The following is an 18,495-nucleotide window of genomic DNA, read 5'->3' on the forward strand; positions in this document are numbered from 1 at the left end:
CGCAGAGGAAACTAACAACGGCTGCGCTTACCAAACAAATAAAATCAATATGTTATGATAAGCATGCTCATTAATAGAGCTACAACCGTCGTCCGGCATTAATGGCTTTTACGCAGCAGATATTGATACGGCAGCGAGTCGGTCTGCTCGGCAATCAGCTCATGTTCCATAAAACGGCAAAAACCGGGAATATCACGCGTAGTAGCGGGATCGTCGGCAATAATCAGCAGCGTTTCACCCACCGGCATCGTACGCACGGTTTTGCGCACCATCATTACCGGCTCCGGGCAACGAAGTCCCTGCGCATCTAAGGTGTGATCGGGGCTGGAGAACAAATCGGTCATTATCATCTCGTCATTTAAAAAAACGGCATTAGTTTACGCCGCCGCTCCCACAACGCAACAAGGTTAACGATTGCGTGAAAAACAACCATTGCAATGAACCGGGAAAGCAGTATCATTCCGCCCCTGCAATAGGTTTGCAGTTTATTGGGTTCCCTCACCCCAACCACTAAAAAGGTACAATATGACTCCCTTTACCTCCATACAGCGCCGTCATGCGCTGGTTTGGCTATCGCTATTTCACCTGTTGGTGATCACCTCCAGTAACTATCTGGTGCAGCTGCCAGTGTCCGTTTTCGGATTTCACACCACCTGGGGTGCGTTTAGCTTTCCGTTTATTTTCCTGGCTACCGACCTTACCGTGCGTATTTTTGGCGCACCGCTGGCGCGGCGCATCGTCTTTGCGGTGATGATTCCGGCGCTGATGATCTCTTACGTCATTTCGTCTCTGTTTTATATGGGAGAATGGCAGGGCTTCGGCGCGCTGGCGCACTTCAACCTGTTTGTCGCCCGTATCGCCGCCGCGAGCTTTATGGCCTACGCATTAGGGCAGATTCTCGACGTCCACGTCTTCAACCGCCTGCGTCAAAGCAAACACTGGTGGCTGGCGCCGACTGCCTCAACGCTGTTCGGTAATATCAGCGATACACTGGCGTTCTTCTTCATTGCCTTCTGGCGCAGCACCGATCCTTTTATGGCGGCCCACTGGGTGGAAATCGCGCTGGTAGACTACACCTTCAAGGTGCTGATAAGCATCGTGTTCTTCTTGCCGATGTACGGCGTGTTGTTGAACCTGCTGATGAAAAAGCTGGCAGATAAATCTGATTTATCCGCAGCACAGCCCGGTTAAGAGTTCATGACATTGGTTGTGATAAGATAGCGGGATGAGCCGTTAGTGGCTGTTTATCGAAAGGAAGAAGTCAATGCGCAAATTGGTGAAATACGTTGGTATTGGCCTGCTGGTTGTGGGTCTTGCTGCCTGTGACAACAGCGATACCAGCACCCCAGCACAGGGTTCGGCTGCCGCAAGTGACGCCGCCGGTCAGGCCATCAGCCTGTTAGACGGTAAACTCAGCTTCACGCTACCGGCCGGGATGACCGACCAGAGCGGGAAGCTCGGTACCCAAAGCAACAACATGCACGTTTATTCTGATGCGACCGGCCAGAAAGCGGTCATCGTGATTGTCGGTGATGGCACCAATGAAGATTTGGCCGTGCTGAGCAAGCGCCTGGAAGAACAGCAGCGCAACCGCGATCCGCAGCTGCAGGTTGTCACCAATAAAGCTATCGACGTGAAGGGCCACAGCCTGCAGCAGCTCGATAGCATCATTTCGGCTAAAGGGCAGACCGCCTACTCTTCCGTTGTGTTGGGTAAAGTCGATGGCAAACTGTTGACGCTGCAGGTCACGCTGCCAGCGGATAACCAGCAGCAAGCACAGGCCGACGCGGAAAAAATCATTAATACGCTGGTCATCAACTAAGTTCGTCTGATGACCTAACGGCCTCTCGCGTGATTACGCCTGAGGCCGTTTTTTTAGCTGCCATCCCAGCAGCAGTGCCAGCGTCACCAGCCCCGCGGCTGCAATATAGATAGTCGACACGCCCATCCACGCCATCATCAGCCCAGCCAGCGGCCCGGTGATCCCCAGCGACAGATCCATAAACACCGTATAAGTAGCCAGCGCCGCGCCCTGATTCTGCTGCGGTACCGCCTTCACGGCCACCACGCCCAGCGCCGGGAAGACCAGCGAAAAACCGGCTCCAGCCAAAAATGTCCCGACCTTGGCCATCAGCGGAGTCGCCGCGACGCCCACCAGCAGCAAACCGACCACCTCAACGGCGAAACAGATCATCGCCACATTCAGGCCGCCCAGCCAGTTGATACCGTTAGGGAACAACAACCGGGTACCGACAAAAGCGCAGCTAAACAGCGTCAACGCAAAGGCCGCGCCGTCCCAGCCTTTGGCATCGTAAAACAAAGTGATAAAGGTAGCGATAACGCCAAACCCAGCCGATGCCAGGGCTAGCGCCATGCCGTAAGGCCACACCCGCCCCAGAACGGCGCGAAACGACATCGGTTTGCCCTTCGCCGCTTTTACTTCATCACGCGGCAGCGCCGCCAGAATGGCCACCGCCGCCACGGCCATTATCGCTAGCGCCAGCCCCTGCAGGCCGATATAGCTGTAGCAAAGCACGCCCAGCGGTGCGCCCATCGCCATCGCCCCGTAGGTCACAATGCCGTTCCACGAAATCACCCGGCCAATGTGGGGAGCGCCAACCACGCCAATGCCCCAGAGGGTGGAGCCGGTGCCAGCAAAACTTTGGCCAATGCCAAGGATCACGCGCCCCACGCACAGCAGCACAAGACTAATCAGCGGCCAGTCGCTGCCAAACGAGGCCAATAAATATCCCAGCCCGCTGAGAAAGCAGCCGCACAGGCCAAAGACAACGATTTTTTTGGGTCCGAGCTGGTCGGCATAGCGCCCAGCGTGCGGGCGGCTCAGTAGCGTGGCGAAATACTGTAGGCTAATCACCAACCCAGCCCAGAAGGCGCTAAACCCCATGACATCATGGACATAGCCTGGCAGGACCGCCAGCGGCAGGCCAATGGTCAGGTAGCTGGCGAAGTTGAAGATAACGACGGAGACAATACGCAGATTGAGGCGCAAACCGCTAAGCTGCACCTCCGCGTCGGCCGCTGGCATAAATAATCCCTTATATATTCGTCATACTTCAAGTTGCCTGTGCGTTGGCTGCGCTCACTCACCCGAATCACTGACTTGAGTAAGCTCATCGGGATTCCCTCACTTGCCGCCTTCCCGCAACTCGAATTATTTAGAGTTTAAACATAACCAAAAGGGCATTATTGCATATTTTGTCGCCGGGTCGAGACCGCGCTATACGGCGCGGGAAGGTTTGTTGGGCCAGAAAATGGTGATCACCCCAGCCACAATCACGACGACGCCCAACAGCCCACGCCACGAAAAAGGCTCATGCCAGCCGGGTAGCCAAATGGCGGCCAGCCACACCACCATGTAGCTCAAGCTCAGCAAGGCATAAGCTTTGGCCAGCGGCAGGCGTTTTAGCGCGAAGAACCAGCAGGCCATCGACGCCACATAGCCTAACAGCCCTAAAAACAGAGCCAAAGTACCGTCGCCTAAGTGCAGCAAATGCATTAGCAGAGCCAACGGCTCATCCGCCGATGGCAGCGTAGTCATCGCCGAACGCAGCGTCAGCTGCGCGGCGCTGACCAACGCCACGCTCATTAATGCCCACAACAGTCCCATCAGACGCTGCTCCCCAAGAGCATGATGCCCAGAATAATCAACACCACGCCGGCCCAGTGGCGACGGCTCACCGGTTCACGCCAAATGGTGCGTGCCGCCAGCGTCACCCACACAAAGTTGAGACTCAACATCGGGTAGGCCACGCTAACCGGGATCTGCTGTAATACCAGCAGCCACAGCAGCATTCCCAGCCCAAGTAGCGCCAGCGCTAAGCCAAGCCAGGTCAACAGATGACGGCCACGCCGGCCTTGCGGGGCCGGGCGCGTCGCCTGTTTCTGACACAGCTGCCCAGCGCAGCTCAATAAGCTGGCGAGCAGCAGACAGGCCCAAACAATCATTTCGGGCGATACTGAATAAAGACGGTGCGGTCCATCATGTACACCTCATCAGGTTTCGGCAGCGGCAGATCCGCCAACTTCACATTACGCGACAGCAGCAGCACCAAAGAGATTGGCCCTTCCTGACGATGTGCCGCCAGCCACTGCGGGAACTCATCACTATCAACAAAGCGGCCCTGAGCATCAGGGTACGAGAGCCCGTATTTCAGCTCTCCCTGCTGACCATACAGCATGACATCGCTGCGTTTAAGCTCCCACGCCAGCCCTGCTGCGACGCCGACGCTGTTGCTCAGCACATAGCGGCTTGGCGTCAGCGACTCGTTCACGATATCGACCAGGAACTGCGGTTGCTTGCTGTCGGTCACGCGGTCAGGGATCGCAAATCCCACCAGCAGCGCCAGCCCCAGCGGACAGAGCGCAGCCAGCGTCCAGCGCTGGGTTCCCGGCTTGATTGACAGCCAGCCCATCAGCGCCCAGACAAAGAAGGCCACCGCGGCTAGCACACATTTATACAGCTCAATTTTCATCCATACCGGATGCTTCATCGGGCCCCATGGCGAGACAGCCATCACTGCTACCAGCCCCACCACACCAAAGGCGATATTGATAAGGCCGTTAATCCGCAGTGCTTTAGCCCCCGTTTTCGCCGCCTCTACCGCATAGCGCGCCATCAGCATCGCCAGCGGCGCAAAGCACGGCAGAATATAAGTCGGCAGCTTGCCTTTGGCGATACTGAAGAACAGGAACGGCATGACAACCCAGCCCAGCAGGTACAGCGCTCCCCCCTGGCCTTCGCGCTCACGCCAGCCACGTTTGAGCGCACCAGGCAGTAACGCCAGCCACGGTAAGCTTCCGGCAATCAGGAACGGAATGTAATACCAGAACGGTGCTTTGTGTTGGGCGTCGCTCTGGGCGAAGCGTTGAATATGCTCCACCCAGAAGAAATAGCGCCAGAAATCGCCTTCGCGTTCGGCAATAGCAAGCCCCCACGGCAAGACGGTCAGCACACAAACCAACACCGACAGCCAGCCCCAAATCAATACTTCTCGCCAGCGTTTTTGCGCAATAACCCACGGCAGAACACCAATCACCGGTACCGCCAGTGCGAGGAAACCTTTGGTCATCACCCCCATACCGCAGGCGATGCCCAGCAGCACGTATCCCCAGAATCGCTCAGCGGTGGATGTCGCTGACGCCGCCAACCAGAAGCTGGCCATCGCCATGGTCATCCACAGGGTAATCATCGGATCGAGCACCGCATAGGTGCCAATACCGTAAACCAAAAACGCAGTTAAAAAAATCACGCCGGAGAGCAGCGCTACTTTACGGTCGCGCCAGATTTTCCACGCCAGCCAGGCCACCAGCAGCGCGGAGACGGTGATGGAGAACACCACGCCAAAACGGACGGCAAAGTTGTTGTGACCAAACAACCACTGACCGATGCTGTTAATCCAATAACCGGCAATCGGCTTCTCAAAATAGCGTAACCCCAGGAAATGAGGCACCACCCAGTCACCCGTTGCCAGCATCTCACGGCTTATTTCCGCATAACGGGTTTCATCCGGCTGCCACAGCAGCCGGAAATTGAGCGGAACCAGGTAATACAGCACGAACAATGCAGCTAACGAAATTCCATAGCGAAGGGATTTCATACATCGGGGCTCAAAAGTTGTTGGCAACCAAGCCAGCCCTCACGGCCAGCAATCTCTCCACGCACCACTTTCCCAACCGGTAGCTGACTAAAGTCATCCGGCAGAAGCTGGCTTAATGGGCAAAAATGAATTTCCTGCTGCGCAGCCAGCGTCAGCAGATGGTCGAATTGTTCAGCACAAACGCCCCCTTCCACTTCAGCGTGAATGGTATAAACCGGCGTCCCAGTATCGAGACGGATTTTCTCCAGCAGCCAGCGGTTGAAGCCCTCCGCACTGACCACGGTCCCTACCGCTTCATCCCAGGTCGGCAACGTGACGGGGATTTGCACCGTGGCAAGTTCACCATTATTCAGCTGTGGACGAAACGGCTGCGTGCCGCGGCAGTCGCTGTTGTAATGAAAATCAAACGACTCTTTAGCCTTCACCACCCGCTGGTCGGCACGCCAGCCAGCGACAGCCGAACAAGAAACGGGACGCCCAAGTATGGCCTCCAGCTCGTGCAGCCCGCGACCGATTTCATCCACCAGCGGCTGCTCTTTCCAGACACCACTCCACTGTTGCCAGCGATGGTGATCCCAAGCGTGCAGCCCCACTTCATGGGCTTGCGCGACGCTGCGGATAATTTCCGCATTGGCCGCACCAATGCGGCGACCGGGCCAGGCAGTACCGGCCAGCAGAATATCCCAGCCATACAGCGATGCCGCGCGCGAGCGCAGCATCTTCCACAAGAACTTCGGTTTTACCAGGCGCCACAGATGGCGCCCCATGTTATCCGGCCCGACGCTGAAGAAAAAACTGGCCTGGACGCGGTGCTTTTTGAGCACCGCCATCAGCCGTGGAACCCCTTCGCGCGTTCCGCGAAAGGTATCCACATCAACGCGCAAACCTACTTTTCTCATGATGGTTTTTCGTCCGTTAGTTCCACCGTACGCAGGAAGAAGTCCAGCGTCTCTTCGACCGTCTGCTGCATCTCAACGGTTGGCTGCCAGTCGAGGCAGCGTTTCGCGTTGCGGATGCTCGGCTTACGGTGCTCAACGTCCTGATAACCTTTACCATAATAGTCGCTGCTTTCCACTTCGCGGAAACCGGCAAACGGCGGGAAGCGGTCGCGCAGTGGGTGACGCTCGAAGCAGTCCAGCAGCATTTCCGCCAGCTCTTTGATGCTTGCTTCGTTGTCCGGATTACCGATGTTGATGATCTGCCCATCACAGCGGCCATCTTTGTTCTCAATGATGCGGAACAGCGCTTCGATACCATCGCTGATATCGGTGAAGCAACGTTTCTGCTTACCGCCTTCAATCAGTTTAATCGGCGAGCCTTCAACCAGATTCAGAATCAGCTGGGTAATGGCGCGGGAGCTACCAATACGCGCAGCGTTCAGGTTATCAAGACGCGGCCCCATCCAGTTAAACGGACGGAACAGGGTAAACTTGAGACCGGTTTTATCACCGTAGGCCCAAATCACGCGGTCCAGCAGCTGCTTGGAAACCGAGTAAATCCAGCGCTGTTTGTTGATTGGCCCCACCACCAGATTCGAGGTGTCTTCGTCAAAGTTCGCGTCGGTACACATGCCGTACACTTCTGAAGTGGACGGGAAGATGATGCGTTTGTTGTACTTCACGCAGTCGCGAATAATCTTCAGGTTCTCTTCGAAATCGAGCTCGAATACTCGCAGCGGGTTACGGGTGTACTCAATCGGCGTGGCAATCGCGACCAGCGGCAGGACCACGTCGCATTTCTTAATGTGATATTCGATCCACTCGGAATGAATGCTGATATCCCCTTCCACAAAGTGGAAGCGCGGGCAATCGAGGAAACGGCTGATGGCATCGGAGCCAATATCCAGGCCATAAATCTCGTAGTTGTCATCCTGCAGCAGACGCTCAGTCAGGTGGTTACCGATAAAGCCGTTAACCCCGAGGATCAGTACGCGGGTGCGGCGTTTCACGGCGGTAAATGGACGGCTGGAGAGCAGCGCGCCGGCGACCAGGCCCATCGCCGGTGCCAGCTGTGCACCCTGCATATAGACGCCGTTGGCGCTCTGGCCGGTCACAATTTCCAGCGCCCCTTCGCCACAGGCAACAACCAGCGGCGCAACAGAAAGCACGGTGCCCGGTTTTGCCGCCGGTAGATCGGTACGCACGCGGGATTTCCAGACGATAAATTTGCTGGTGCCCACAAAACCAAACGCGCCCGGCCACGGATCGCTCACCGCACGAACCAGGTTATGCAGCGTTTGAGCCGGTTTTTCCCACTCCAGACGGCCGTCTTCCGGAGTACGACGCCCCACGTAAGTTGCCTGAGAATCATCCTGTGCACTTTCCTGCGTCTGGCCGCTACGGATCTTCGGCAGCGCATCGCCCAGCAACATCTGGGAGGCGGAACACAGTTTGCGATGCAGCGACAGCGCGACGTCAGAATCAGCAATCGCGACGGACTGCTGCGCGACGATATCACCGGCATCAGCGCGGGAAGTCATGCGATGCAAAGTCACACCGGTTTCATTCTCGCCGTTAACCAGCACCCAGTTCAGCGGCGCACGACCACGGTATTTCGGCAGCAGAGAACCGTGCAGGTTGAACGCACCTTTCGGTGCCAGCTTCAGGATTTCATCGCACAGCAAATTGCGATAGTAGAAGGAGAAAATGACCTCCGGGGACATCGCACGAATGCGGTCAACCCACAGCGGGTGGTTGACGTCTTCCGGGGCATAAACGGTAATCCCTTGCTCGGCCGCCAGACGGGCAACGGAGCCAAAGAAGTTATTTTCACCGGCGTTATCCGGGTGAGTGAAGATCGCCTCGATGTCGTATCCGGCATCCAGCAATGCCTGAATACCGGTGCAACCCATGTCGTGATAGGCAAATACAACAGCTTTCATTAACGATTTTCCTCTTCAGACACCAGGCTTTCCTGGCGTACAACACGTTGAATAAAGTAACGGGGACGGGCACGTACGTCGTTGTAGATACGGCCGATATATTCCCCGAGCAGCCCCATACCGATGAACTGGGCGCCGATGAACATGAACAGAATGGCAAAGAGCATGAATACGCCGTCGCCCGCCCATTCCGCACCGAGTACCAAACGCAGCACCACCAGCAGGATGGAGAAGGCAAAACCGAGGGCGGCAATAATGCTGCCGACCACGCTGAGCAGACGCAGCGGCGTGGTGGTTAAACAGGTCACCAGGTCGTACATCAGGTTAATCAGGCGCATAAAACTGTATTTGGAGTCGCCAAACTCGCGCTCGGCGTGGTGTACCGGGATTTCCACGGCGCGGCGAGCGAAGGTATTCGCCAGAATAGGGATAAAGGTGCTGCGCTCATGGCAGTTGAGCATCGCGTCGATGATATGGCGGCGATAGGCGCGCAGCATGCAGCCGTAGTCACCCATCGCTTTCCCGGTGGTCCGCTGAATCAGACGGTTAATCATCTTCGAGGCGGTTTTACGAAATACACTGTCCTGACGGTTTTGTCGTACGGTGCCAACCACGTCATAGCCTTCGTTGGCCTTCTCTACCAGACGCGGAATTTCTTCCGGCGGGTTTTGCAGGTCGGCATCAAGGGTGATAATCAAATCACCGGTTACGTGGCTGAAGCCCGCCATAATTGCCGAGTGCTGGCCGTAGTTACGGTTGAGCAGCACCGCGACCACATGGCTATCTGGCGCTTCGGCAGCGGCCACTAGCATATGCGCCGAGTCATCAACGCTACCGTCATCAACCAGCAGAATTTCATATTCGCAGTCCAGCAGGGCACAGGCTGCGTCAGTGCGGCGAATCAGCTCCGGCAGGCTCTCTTGCTCGTTGTAAACCGGAATCACTACGGAGACTTTTTTCACTTTCGGGTATTCAAACATTTCAACGTCCTGCTAGCTGATGGAGCGCCGTAATCACGCGGGTGGCGTCGTCATCGGTCATATCCGGGAACAAGGGGATCGAGCAGATACGCGCGCTGTTCCATTCGGTATTCGGCAGCGACAGCGCCGGGAAGCGCTCGCGGTAATATTTTTGCGTGTGCGCCGCGCGGAAATGCAGCCCGGTACCAATACCCTGGGCTTTTAGCTTTTCCATCAGCGCATCGCGGCTGATACCGCAGCGCTCTTCATCAACGCGGATGATGAACAGATGCCAGGCATGCAGATGCGACCATGTCGGAACGGCCAGCGGTTGGAACGGGGTATCAGCCAGCTCATGGGTGTAGCGCGTCGCGATTTCGCTGCGGCGCTGATTGGCCTGGCCGAGTTTTCCCAGCTGTACCAGCGCCAGCGCGGCATTGATATCCGCGAGGTTATACTTGAAGCCCGGGCTGATAACTTCCGCCTGCGGGGCGCGACCGTGCGTCTGGCGGTCATAGGCATCCACGCCCAAGCCGTGGAACTTCAGGCTGCGAATGCGGTTTGCCAGCTGCTCATCGTCGGTGACAATCAACCCGCCTTCGGCGCTGGTCATATTTTTGATGGCATGGAAGGAAAAAATCGCCGTCCCTTGCCAGCCGACATGACGATCTTTGTAGTAGGTCCCGGCAGCGTGTGCGGCATCTTCAATCATCGGAATCCCGTGGCGTTCGGCCACAGCGCGAATACCATCGATATCCGCTGGCGCGCCGGCATAATGCACCGGGATAATCGCTTTGGTACGCGGGGTGATCGCCGCTTCAACGGCCTCCGGGGTGATCATCAGGTTGTCCGGATCAACGTCGATCATCACCGGCGTCGCCCCCAGCAAGACGATCATATTGAGGGTAGAAACCCAGGTTTGGGATGGGGTAATCACTTCATCGCCGGGACCAATGCCCATCGCCATCAGCGTCACGTGCATACCACCGGTGGCAGAGCTGACGGCAATAGCAAAGCGGTTGCCCGTTAAGGCACAGAACGCCTCTTCCAGCGCCTGGTTCTTCGGCCCGGTGGTGATCCAACCGGATTGCAGCACCTCTTTAAGCGCCGCAAATTCCGCTTCGCCCATAGAGGGGCGAGAAAACGGCAGAAAATCACTCATGAATGTTCCTTACCCTGTTACTCAAATGAGCACGCCTGAATAGTGAATAAAACCTAACGATAGTTGTTTTGTTAAAATCAGGAGTGAATAGACATGATATTTAAGCCAGCAACATTCGATGGCGTTAAAAGTATCAGTGTTATCTTAGGATAAGATTAAGAAAGGAGGAGGGTTCGAGACAATAAATGTTCAATAAACAAAATTAATTGTTTATCAATTGATTACACTCTTTTTATGATGAAAACAAAGCGCCCAGCTTACATGCTAACTGAGCGCGAAATCACATTATTCAACGCGACCTAAACGAGGATTTTATTTAGTGAGTAAATTAACCTTCGTTGCATATTAGTGTAATAAATACTGCATATGGCCGCACTAAACAATTAACGTAAATTAGTAGGGAAATCTTTTGGTAATTCACTGGCTGCACAGTTAATAACGCTATCGTTATTGGCACCGCAGTCACGCACGAAGGTAATGGTCGCAAATTCATCAATCACTTCCGTTGGATACGCTGGGCCCGCATCACGATAGGCGTTCATCAATGGAATGTGGTCATTCTGGAAGCAAACCGTTTTTTCTGGATTGTTCATCACCCAACGCGGGAAGAAGATCGTGCCGTGGAACAGTTTGTCGCCGAGGTTGACGATAAGGCTCACGTCTGTACCGGTCGGCTCGGTCCATGAGATTTTGTAGATACTTTCCCCCACGCGGACAATATACGCCTGCTGATCTTTCACCCAACGATTCGCTACGATGCCGCTGTGAATGCGGTAATCCAGAGTGCTGTCATTTTTGACGTAAATTTCATAGTTCCAGCCGTTGTCATAGGTATAGACCAGATGTTTGCCAACAAAACCGCTCAAATCATGTTTATCAAAGTTGCTCATAATGAAATCTCCTTGTGTCGATGCAGAGATCTTATTGCTTTAAAAACCGAATGAATAACGCTATGTTTTAATGATATTCATCTAATTATTGAATCAATTATGCATAAGACGACGCTGGAACAATGGGTATTACTGGAGAAAGTGGTAGAGCTAGGCAGCTTTGCCAAAGCCGCGGAACAGACCAACCGCAGCCAATCGTCGGTGAGCTATAACCTCGCGTTGCTACAAGAACGGCTGGGGGTAGCCCTGTTAGTACCGGAAGGAAGACGAGCGGTCTTAACCCCGGCGGGCGAGCTGCTACTGAGCCAGGTCAAGCCACTGCTTAAAGCCTTTAGCCGGGTCGAGAACCGTGCTGCCACGCTGCGTGAAGGGATGCGCACCCGTTTAGACCTGGTGGTCGACAGTATTTTCCCTCGCCAGCGGCTGTTCGCCATACTGCGTCAGTTCCAGCAACACTATCCGCAAACCCAGGTACGGTTGACGGAAGTACTGGAAAACGCCAGCAGTAATGATGTCGCGCAGACCGAAGCCGATGTGATGGTACTGACGCGCCGTCAGGACATCACCGGACGTGGTGAATGGCTGATGAATATTGATTTTGTCGCCGTGGCCCATCGCGATCACCCTCTATTCAATCAACCAGGCCCGCTCAACGATGAACTGCTGCGCCCGTGGCCGCTGATCCGTATTGCGGAAAGCGACAGTGACCGCCAGGCTGGCCGCGATGCATGGACCTTTTCCACGATTGATGCTGCTATCGATGCAGTGATGTATCAGGTAGGTTACGGCTGGCTGCCGGAGGAGAGAATTGCGGCGGAATTGGCGCAGGGAACGTTAAAACAGTTACCGCTGAGCCACGGCGTCAGGCGCGCTACGCCGCTGCATCTGATCGTCAAACAGGATTTGGCCCCGCTCGACGAACAGGTCGAGATGCTGCTGGCGCTGTTTAGCCAGCAGGAGAAATAAGACGTTTATTCTTGTGGAATAACAATACAGGCCGCCCGTAGCGATAACCGTCGTGTCAGAGTCTCAACTCTCACACTGTTGCGGCACTTCTGTTAATAATGATGCTCTCAACAATGCTGCGTATTCGTCGTCTCTGTAACCTGTTGAGTGTCATGGTCAAGCCGAACTAGCCAGAACCAAGCATTAAAGTCTGAGGATCACTACCTCAAACTTTTACGTCGTCACCGGATGCGCTTTGCTTCTTTGCGCTAACCGCTTATACAAAAACGGTTCTTTCTGCGACTCCAGCCTTCGGGTGAGCTGGTCTCGTTCTTTATAAATCAACTTATCACTGACGTTCAGCATCCCGGCGATCTCTTTGATTGTCCGGCCTGCCAGCATGTGAAAAACAATTTGCTGGTCTCGCAAAGAGAAGGTGAAGACGCTGCTCTGCATTTTTTTGTCATTGCAGACAACTGCAGTGCAGTGGCGCAGGTAAACGTCAATTTTGGCTTTAATCTCCGCAATTTCATCATCCGGGCCAAGGTACAAAAACGAGGTGCGCTCAGGGTCGAACATATCGACAAAAAAGAGAATGTTAGTAAAGGTTATCCATTTCGTTTCCAGCCGCTTGGCCGGCAGAATAATATCCTGAGAAAACGGCTGATCATGTTGCTGGTAATACGTGTCAAAGCGCAATGAAAATGGAATAAAATTTATATATTTATCAATCATATAAAAAGAAATAGCTTCACCACAAACCTTACTTAGCGATGATGTTTGCAGCGATTCGGCAAACAGCGAATGCACGGCGACCCCGTGATACATATTGCGAGTTAAGTAGATGAATTTATAACGTAAAGAAGCAGAGTTAAATCCCAGCATCGCGATATCCCCCAGATTATTTTGTGAAATGATTGGCCACGCCGTAATCATCAATCCATGTGGCTGCCTGTAGCTGCCCGCTCCTTTGCGGGTCAGGTAGTGGAATATCCAGCGTTGAAAAAGGGGCAATAATACCGTCATGTGGTAACACGTTGATCTGCATTCCATTATTCAGCGTGATGTTCAGTAATGTGATGTGTAATGGCGAACGGCTTTTCAGACGTAGGCACGTTTTTCCGGCACAGGGGATGGTCGCTGTCTCCAGTTGTTTTACTCCTTCCAGGAGAGTGACCTTGGCAATGGCCGACGGGCGATATAAGAGCTTGATGCGTGTACGAAACGCCATCTGTAGCACGTTCGCATCCGTTGGATTAGCGCTTTTGGGGGGCACTTCCAAAATATTTAGCCAAAACAAGGACTCACTCTCTTTTGCAAGGGAACTGCTGTCTCCAGTCCACTGAATACGGACGGCCCGTGATTTCCCTGCCTCCAAACGGAACACTGGCGGCGTGATAACAAACGGCATCTTAATGATTTCCGGCCTATCGAGCAGATTGTCACGATCGCTCCAGAGCTGCATTAACGTGGGGCTAGTCCCTTCATTAATCACTGAAAAAGTCACGTCCCGCGTATTCTCATCAATAATAAGCCTGGTTTGATTCACATAAGTGGCGGCCTGTACGAGTGAACCAGAAGCCAACCCAAACAAGAAGATTGCATACCCAAAATGCTGAAGGATCCTTTTTAACATCGGCGAGTGGTCTCCTTTCGGCTATTTGTAACTCAAGGTGAAAGTAACCGACCCACTGACACTACCGGAAGAGACGCTGTTGTCTGTCTGATAGAGCCCTGCGCGCAAAGGCACTGTGTAGTTAGCATTATTGACGGACGGATCGTACTGACTCAGCAGATAAGCAGTGTTGAAGTTCAAGGGAATGTCCTGATCGGTTAACAATTGCAGCCCGACGCCACTTGCGGTCGCGCTGCTGTCGAGCTTAAAAACGCCGATACTGTTGTTCACGATGGTACTCGTCGGCGTGAAGAGATAACTGATGCTAGCGAGGCCTGCCGGACATTTGGTGAAGTTCAGGGCAAAGTCGGTGCGTGCGGCGGTAAAACCTACGCCTGTGAACTCACTGCGACTGACCGGCGGCAGCGTGACGCTGACATTAGATGTGGTGCAGGTCCCTCCGGTGGTAACCACGTTCAGATTACCTGCGAGGAAATCGGCAATCATGTAGGTTCCGCTTCCTGCGAATGAACTCCCGCCATAGGTCTGGTAAGTGCGCATATACATCGGGTCAAACACCGATGTACTGCCTGCGGTCAGCGAGGCGGAGGTTTTCACAAAACGCACCTGCACGTCGACGCCGATGTTCCATTTAGGGACCGAACTGTCATAGCTGACATTAAACAACTGGGATGGCGTCTGGTACACGCCGTTCGCCACGGTCAGCGGATACCAATCGCTGGTCTGCCCTTTCACCGTATAGCGCCAGCGGGCAACATAGCCGAGCCCGGCTTTTACAACGGTGTTGTAAACGTTGTAGGTCTGCCCGTCTACTTGAGTAGAGCCCCAGATGGTATATGGCGGGTACCCCTGTACTGCCATCGGCACGGTGTAGCTCTGATAGCTGCTAACGTGAGAACACGTCCAGGCGGTCGGGTTGGAGGAAGTGATCCAGGTACCAAGTAGATCGCCGACGGCCGCATCTTTCCCTACCTGAATCGAGGTGGAGTTAAAGTACTGATAGTAACCATTGGTGCGCTCGCAGTTAACCCAGGTGCCATCGGCAAGTGCGTTAGGGCTGAGCCCAGCCACCGCCAGCAGCAATAAAGCGTGAAGGAAGTATTTCATGTGTCTGGTTCCTTTATTGGCATACAACGTCGCGCTGGCGGAGGGCATCCCCGACGGCAGGTGCTGGCAACTGATAGTGAATAGCGCACTGTTGGCTATTGCTCTTCCCCCACTGCACGCGTAGGGTGCCGCGTTCGTTTTTCACGCGTGCAAAACTCTGGCCGCCCTGGGCGATGTAGCCGACGGTGTCATTGTTCTCATCGACCAGTGGCGCGCCGAAAGGCAGCTCTTCTCCGGCGTGGCTGACGGTGAACAGTACCGAATGACCGATATCCGTCTTATATTTCATCAACACCACTGCCCCGGCGGTCGGCACACTGTTCTGACTGGTCACATCCAGCGCCACATCGTTCGATAACCCTTTAGGATCAAGCTCAATCGTGTTCTGGCGATAAGGCGTAAGGTACGGCACCGCGGCCTTACCGCTGCGATCGAGGCTCAGGCTAGTGTTGTTAGTAATTTTCGCCCCACTGGCGTGATCGGCTTCAATAATCGCCATCGTGTCGCCCATCACCGGCGTCAGGACGACGCCATTTCCATAAGCGACAGCCCCACCTGAAAGGGTCATGCCGTATTGTTGATAACCGTTCCCGGCAGAATAGCTGCCGCCGACACTGGTCCACGGGGCGGTCCAGTTGCCGCTAACACCGCCAGTTGTTTTGGTACCGTTGGTGTCGTAGTGATCCACGTTGCCAAAAGCGCTGTAGTTGTACTGACGGTTATCGCCTGCGGTACCCGCAATTGAGTTTTGAATACCGTGATGATCGCGTTCCTGCACGTAGGTAGAGTTGAGGTACATCGACTGAGCGCTATCACCGAGCGGTAGCGAGATACCAATGGCAATTTTGTTATCCCACTTATCATTCACCAAATCGCGGGTGCGGCTGGCGTTCACATTGAGATTGAACCTGCGGAACGCGTTGGTGTAACCCAACTGATACTCCGTATCACGCCCGCTCCGATTCCAGTAATCCTGCGTGCTGGCACTGATGTTCAGACTGCCGAGGGTTTCAGAGATCGTCTGGCTAGCGCTCAGCTGAATACGGTTTTTTCGATTAATGCTGTTGGTGTAGCTATCCGTGTAGCCCCACCGACCGCTGCGCAGCAGCATAGCGTCGTCGATATCGTAATAACCCGAGCTGGAATAGCGGTAGCTGGCAAGTGTGACGTTGGTATCGACGACTGGCAGTATTTTGGCAAAGGCAAAACGCAGGCTCTGGCCTTCTTTTTTTACATCATCGCGAAGCGTGGTACGCGCGTGGGTGATATCTGATGAAATAGCCCCAATGGGCGTGTTCAGCGCAATCCCCCCCGCCACGGACTGATAGTCTTCTCCTCCCAGTACGCCGGTGTAGCCGGTTATCAGGTTAGTGAAGCCGTGACGCAGTGTCCCCATCGCTATATACGGTTTTTCACCGATCGTAGCGTTGTGATAACGGCCACCCATCAGGGTGAAGCGCGTCGTGCCAGGACGTAATAGTTCGGCAATGGAGGCGTAGGTGACGGTAAAGCTGCGTTCGCTGCCATCGGCTTCTTTGATCGTCACTAGCAGATCGCCGCCGGTACCGGTCGGATAAAGATCGTTAATCACGAATGGCCCGGGTGGCACGGTAGTTTCATAGATACGAACACCGCGCTGGCTCACGCGAACCAGCGCGTTGGTGTTGGCGATACCATTAACCACGGGTGCATAGCCGCGCTGAGAATCCTCATACATACGGTCGTCGGAGGTCAGCATTACGCCGCGAAACCCCACGCTATCGAACACCTGGCCATCTGTCGTGGATTCTCCTAGCACCATTTTGCTGCGAAACGGTACGATGGCCCGTTCCAGGTAGGTGCTGGTATTGTCATAGTGCCAGCCCTGGCCTTCATTCCAGTTGAAAGTGCCACGATAGCGCAGGCGCCAAACATCCCAGTTAATGCCGCCACGCAGGCCGAGATACTGGGTAGAGAGGGAATCTGAGTTCGACATTTCGGAGTGCCAGGCGTTGTAGTCGTATTGCAACGTGGCAGCGGGAATGCCGTTATCCCATAACTCCGGGCTCACGTAACCACGCGCGTTACGCAGCAAAAAAATCTGCGGTGCCTGCACCTGAAGCTGCTGCGTTGCTACGTCATAGTTTGCCGAAAGCCCCGGCGCGAGGCTTGCAATGCGCACGCAACCCGATCCGCTTTTAAGCTGCGCTAATCCTTCAGGGCTAAGATGTGTACTGTCCAGGCCAAGTTGGGCTATCAGTGTGGCATCAAAGCAGGGTTCAGCTACCCGGTCTTCTGGACGAGCATTCTCAAAATTCACCGCTGAGCGACCTTTCCATCTATCGTTAATATAAAGATCGACGGTATGGCTACCTGCCGCCACCGGGTTACCCTGAGAATAAGCGCCAACATCAACTGCTGAGCGTAAGAAAGCACTATTAAATTCAACATCATGTTGTTGGTCAGCCCGTGCGCTCTGAGATAAAGCGAGAGAAAAAATAACCAGTTGAGCAATCTGTGTTAAAGGTGAAGAAGGATAATTATATTTATTACCTAACGTGCAATTCCTGCTCATTGGTCGTCTCTCCGCCATAATCATTGATTACGCTGTAAAATAACGTTCCGCTGCTCATCCCGGCGGTGTTCTTTATCGTCAGCGGTAGTGTTATTTTCCCTTTCGGCTCAACCATGCGCTGTGGAAATTTATCGACAGATGCCTGAATATCGCTATTTTTTGATTTGCGAATTTCAACTTTATTTAGCGTAATAAAGTAAGGCGAGTCATTTATGACCGTCAGACTGTTTCCATCACGTGTAAATTTTAAATCTTTATAAGCCTGTAAGGGTTCGGGTTGCAGATTAGCCGGGCGATAAAACAATTTAATGCGCGTACGGAATGCCAACTGAATCAGGTTGCTGCCCGCATCTATTTTCGCCGTAGGCTTCGGAGGTACTTCCAGCATGTTAAACCAGAAAACAGATTCTCTTTCTTGCGGTAATCCTGATGCCGTGGAAAGTATACGTACGGCCTGGCCTTTACCCGGATCGATACGGACAATAGGTGGAGTAATTAAAAATGGTACTTTCACATCACCGGGACGAGATTTAGGGTTGCCATCATCAATCCAGAGCTGCAAAAGATAAGGATTCTTTCCGTTATTTTTTAACTGAACCGCGGATTCTTTCTCTTTGGCATTAAATACAATTCGGGTGCCATTAATCACCACTTCGGCAAAAGCGTTAAAGGAAAGCAGGCCTGCCATTAACGCGGGCATTAAAATTTTAAACATCGGAATACCTCATCTTAAACCGGAGTAA

17 protein-coding genes are annotated in these 18,495 nt (G+C 53.9%); 3 read left to right on the plus strand and 14 right to left on the minus strand.

Features of this window, described 5'->3' with window-relative positions; all coding sequences use genetic code 11:
- Window positions 1-98 precede the first annotated feature (98 nt).
- A complete protein-coding gene (gene tusA / locus KP80_RS07050; protein ID WP_052282885.1) occupies window positions 99-344 on the minus strand; it encodes a sulfurtransferase TusA in 246 nt (81 codons plus the stop codon).
- A 181-nt stretch (window positions 345-525) separates the two neighbouring features.
- Here tusA and KP80_RS07055 point away from each other — a divergent pair, with 181 nt between their 5' ends.
- On the plus strand, window positions 526-1,191 hold the full coding sequence (locus tag KP80_RS07055) for a 7-cyano-7-deazaguanine/7-aminomethyl-7-deazaguanine transporter (protein ID WP_052282886.1): 666 nt from the start codon (window positions 526-528) through the stop codon (window positions 1,189-1,191).
- A 73-nt stretch (window positions 1,192-1,264) separates the two neighbouring features.
- On the plus strand, window positions 1,265-1,822 hold the full coding sequence (locus KP80_RS07060; protein WP_052282887.1) for a DcrB family lipoprotein: 558 nt from the start codon (window positions 1,265-1,267) through the stop codon (window positions 1,820-1,822).
- A gap of 33 nt (window positions 1,823-1,855) precedes the next feature.
- Here KP80_RS07060 and KP80_RS07065 read toward each other — a convergent pair whose 3' ends face one another.
- The 9 genes from KP80_RS07065 to KP80_RS07105 form a co-directional block, all read right to left on the minus strand.
- Window positions 1,856-3,046 carry an MFS transporter gene (locus KP80_RS07065; protein ID WP_052282888.1) on the minus strand — a complete coding sequence of 397 codons (1,191 nt, stop codon included), beginning with the start codon at window positions 3,044-3,046 and terminating at the stop codon, window positions 1,856-1,858.
- Between the two features lie 192 nt (window positions 3,047-3,238).
- Entirely contained in the window at window positions 3,239-3,628 is a 390-nt protein-coding gene (arnF, locus tag KP80_RS07070; RefSeq protein ID WP_052282889.1) for a 4-amino-4-deoxy-L-arabinose-phosphoundecaprenol flippase subunit ArnF, read from the minus strand.
- Window positions 3,628-3,966, minus strand: a complete 339-nt coding sequence (gene arnE / locus KP80_RS07075) for a 4-amino-4-deoxy-L-arabinose-phosphoundecaprenol flippase subunit ArnE (RefSeq protein ID WP_052282890.1) — start codon at window positions 3,964-3,966, stop codon at window positions 3,628-3,630. The genes arnF and arnE overlap by 1 nt, the downstream gene beginning before the upstream one ends.
- On the minus strand, window positions 3,963-5,618 hold the full coding sequence (gene arnT, locus KP80_RS07080; protein ID WP_052282891.1) for a lipid IV(A) 4-amino-4-deoxy-L-arabinosyltransferase: 1,656 nt from the start codon (window positions 5,616-5,618) through the stop codon (window positions 3,963-3,965). The genes arnE and arnT overlap by 4 nt, the downstream gene beginning before the upstream one ends.
- Window positions 5,615-6,517, minus strand: a complete 903-nt coding sequence (arnD, locus tag KP80_RS07085) for a 4-deoxy-4-formamido-L-arabinose-phosphoundecaprenol deformylase (protein ID WP_052282892.1) — start codon at window positions 6,515-6,517, stop codon at window positions 5,615-5,617. Before arnD ends, arnT begins: the two co-directional genes overlap by 4 nt.
- Window positions 6,514-8,499, minus strand: a complete 1,986-nt coding sequence (gene arnA, locus KP80_RS07090; protein WP_052282893.1) for a bifunctional UDP-4-amino-4-deoxy-L-arabinose formyltransferase/UDP-glucuronic acid oxidase ArnA — start codon at window positions 8,497-8,499, stop codon at window positions 6,514-6,516. The genes arnD and arnA overlap by 4 nt, the downstream gene beginning before the upstream one ends.
- Window positions 8,499-9,479 (minus strand): undecaprenyl-phosphate 4-deoxy-4-formamido-L-arabinose transferase, encoded by a 981-nt coding sequence (gene arnC, locus KP80_RS07095; protein ID WP_052282894.1) that lies wholly within the window; start codon window positions 9,477-9,479, stop codon window positions 8,499-8,501. The genes arnA and arnC overlap by 1 nt, the downstream gene beginning before the upstream one ends.
- 1 nt (window position 9,480) lies before the next feature.
- Window positions 9,481-10,620 (minus strand): UDP-4-amino-4-deoxy-L-arabinose aminotransferase, encoded by a 1,140-nt coding sequence (gene arnB / locus KP80_RS07100; RefSeq protein ID WP_052282895.1) that lies wholly within the window; start codon window positions 10,618-10,620, stop codon window positions 9,481-9,483.
- Between the two features lie 383 nt (window positions 10,621-11,003).
- A complete protein-coding gene (locus tag KP80_RS07105) occupies window positions 11,004-11,513 on the minus strand; it encodes a phenolic acid decarboxylase (protein ID WP_072129063.1) in 510 nt (169 codons plus the stop codon).
- Window positions 11,514-11,609: 96 nt separating this feature from the next.
- On the opposite strand from KP80_RS07105, the gene KP80_RS07110 reads away from it, so the two are divergent.
- Window positions 11,610-12,476, plus strand: a complete 867-nt coding sequence (locus KP80_RS07110) for a LysR family transcriptional regulator (RefSeq protein ID WP_052282897.1) — start codon at window positions 11,610-11,612, stop codon at window positions 12,474-12,476.
- Between the two features lie 880 nt (window positions 12,477-13,356).
- Here the strand turns inward: KP80_RS07110 and KP80_RS07120 are convergent.
- From KP80_RS07120 to KP80_RS07135, 4 genes are read right to left on the minus strand one after another with little or no spacing between them, the layout of a single operon-like run.
- Entirely contained in the window at window positions 13,357-14,091 is a 735-nt protein-coding gene (locus KP80_RS07120; RefSeq protein WP_052282899.1) for a molecular chaperone, read from the minus strand.
- 21 nt (window positions 14,092-14,112) lie between these two features.
- Window positions 14,113-15,198 (minus strand): fimbrial protein, encoded by a 1,086-nt coding sequence (locus KP80_RS07125; RefSeq protein WP_052282900.1) that lies wholly within the window; start codon window positions 15,196-15,198, stop codon window positions 14,113-14,115.
- A gap of 13 nt (window positions 15,199-15,211) precedes the next feature.
- Window positions 15,212-17,776, minus strand: coding sequence for a fimbria/pilus outer membrane usher protein (locus KP80_RS07130; RefSeq protein ID WP_331456496.1), 2,565 nt, complete (start codon window positions 17,774-17,776; stop codon window positions 15,212-15,214).
- Complete coding sequence (locus KP80_RS07135; RefSeq protein WP_052282902.1) at window positions 17,727-18,467, minus strand: molecular chaperone; 741 nt, start codon at window positions 18,465-18,467, stop codon at window positions 17,727-17,729. The genes KP80_RS07130 and KP80_RS07135 overlap by 50 nt, the downstream gene beginning before the upstream one ends.
- Window positions 18,468-18,495: the final 28 nt, after the last annotated feature.

The organism is Kluyvera genomosp. 1, assembly GCF_001266615.1.
Classification (GTDB): Bacteria; Pseudomonadota; Gammaproteobacteria; order Enterobacterales; family Enterobacteriaceae; genus Kluyvera; species Kluyvera cryocrescens_A.

What these genes read in the sequence shown, in the direction of transcription:
- arnC (WP_052282894.1), bottom strand. Translation starts at nt 9,479, where the DNA reads ATGTTTGAATACCCGAAAGTGAAAAAAGTCTCCGTAGTGATTCCGGTT.
- arnF (WP_052282889.1), bottom strand. Translation starts at nt 3,628, where the DNA reads ATGGGACTGTTGTGGGCATTAATGAGCGTGGCGTTGGTCAGCGCCGCG.
- arnD (WP_052282892.1), bottom strand. Translation starts at nt 6,517, where the DNA reads ATGAGAAAAGTAGGTTTGCGCGTTGATGTGGATACCTTTCGCGGAACG.
- KP80_RS07130 (WP_331456496.1), bottom strand. Translation starts at nt 17,776, where the DNA reads ATGATTATGGCGGAGAGACGACCAATGAGCAGGAATTGCACGTTAGGT.
- arnB (WP_052282895.1), bottom strand. Translation starts at nt 10,620, where the DNA reads ATGAGTGATTTTCTGCCGTTTTCTCGCCCCTCTATGGGCGAAGCGGAA.
- KP80_RS07135 (WP_052282902.1), bottom strand. Translation starts at nt 18,467, where the DNA reads ATGTTTAAAATTTTAATGCCCGCGTTAATGGCAGGCCTGCTTTCCTTT.
- tusA (WP_052282885.1), bottom strand. Translation starts at nt 344, where the DNA reads ATGACCGATTTGTTCTCCAGCCCCGATCACACCTTAGATGCGCAGGGA.
- KP80_RS07055 (WP_052282886.1), top strand. Translation starts at nt 526, where the DNA reads ATGACTCCCTTTACCTCCATACAGCGCCGTCATGCGCTGGTTTGGCTA.
- KP80_RS07065 (WP_052282888.1), bottom strand. Translation starts at nt 3,046, where the DNA reads ATGCCAGCGGCCGACGCGGAGGTGCAGCTTAGCGGTTTGCGCCTCAAT.
- KP80_RS07110 (WP_052282897.1), top strand. Translation starts at nt 11,610, where the DNA reads ATGCATAAGACGACGCTGGAACAATGGGTATTACTGGAGAAAGTGGTA.
- arnA (WP_052282893.1), bottom strand. Translation starts at nt 8,499, where the DNA reads ATGAAAGCTGTTGTATTTGCCTATCACGACATGGGTTGCACCGGTATT.
- arnT (WP_052282891.1), bottom strand. Translation starts at nt 5,618, where the DNA reads ATGAAATCCCTTCGCTATGGAATTTCGTTAGCTGCATTGTTCGTGCTG.
- arnE (WP_052282890.1), bottom strand. Translation starts at nt 3,966, where the DNA reads ATGATTGTTTGGGCCTGTCTGCTGCTCGCCAGCTTATTGAGCTGCGCT.
- KP80_RS07125 (WP_052282900.1), bottom strand. Translation starts at nt 15,198, where the DNA reads ATGAAATACTTCCTTCACGCTTTATTGCTGCTGGCGGTGGCTGGGCTC.
- KP80_RS07120 (WP_052282899.1), bottom strand. Translation starts at nt 14,091, where the DNA reads ATGTTAAAAAGGATCCTTCAGCATTTTGGGTATGCAATCTTCTTGTTT.
- KP80_RS07060 (WP_052282887.1), top strand. Translation starts at nt 1,265, where the DNA reads ATGCGCAAATTGGTGAAATACGTTGGTATTGGCCTGCTGGTTGTGGGT.